The 951-nt window shown below is 63.0% G+C and carries 1 pseudogene; it reads right to left on the reverse strand.

Features of this window, described 5'->3' with window-relative positions:
• Positions 1–951: pseudogene (locus tag I5W_RS20090) on the reverse strand (polyamine aminopropyltransferase); the annotation flags it as partial.

Below are 951 nucleotides of genomic sequence, written 5' to 3' on the forward strand. Positions count from 1 at the left end.
CATGTTTCTTGAGCACGCCATAGAAGGGCACCGAGAACAGCTTGCCCAGGGCAAAGCTGGAGGGATCGGGGAAGTCGACGATGGCCAGGTCGAACATCTGGGCATTGTTCTGCAGCCAGATGGCGGCATCGGCATTGACGATCCTGACCCGTGGATCGGACAGCGCGCCGTGGTTCAGCGCCACCAGTTCCGGGCGATTGCGGAAGGCCTGGGTCATGGCCGGATCGAGGTCCACCAGCGTCACCTGCTGGATGTTGGGATGACGCAGGATTTCGCGCAAGGCCAGGCCATCGCCCCCGCCCAGCACCAGCACCGAGCGCGCCCAGGGCAGGGTGGCCAGCGCCGGATGCACCAGTGCTTCGTGATAGCGATATTCGTCACGTGAAGAAAACTGCAGGTTGCCATTGATGTAGAGCCGCAGATCGTCCTTCCAGCGGGTGATCACCAGGCGCTGGTAGGGGGTGCTGGTGGAATAGATGACTTCATCGCCATACATGCCGTGCTCGCCCCATTGCACCAGTCGGTCCGAAGCGGCAAAGCCGGTCCCCAGCAGGAACAGCACCAGGCAGGCCCGCAGCAGCTGGCGTTGGGCCTGCTTCAGTTCGGTGCGGAACACGTAGATGGTCCACAGTCCCACGGCCACGTTGCTCATCCCGAACAGGAAACCGGTACGCGTCAGGCCCAGGTGCGGCGCCAGCACCAGCGGAAACAGCAAGGATACCGCCAGCGCGCCCAGGTAGTCGAAGGTCAGCACCGTGCTGACCAGCTCGCGAAAAGCGGTCTGGCGAGCATTGAGTGCGCGCATGACCAGCGGGACTTCCATGCCCACCAGTGCTCCGATCAGGAACACCATGATGTAGAGCAGGATGCGGAACGGCGCGGCCGACCACGAGAACGAGAGAAACAGCAAGGGGGCCGAGACGCCGCCGATCAAGCCCACCATGATCTCGA

Origin of the sequence: Herbaspirillum sp. B65 (assembly GCF_000333555.1) — a bacterium.
Lineage (GTDB): Bacteria > Pseudomonadota > Gammaproteobacteria > Burkholderiales > Burkholderiaceae_D > Herbaspirillum > Herbaspirillum rubrisubalbicans.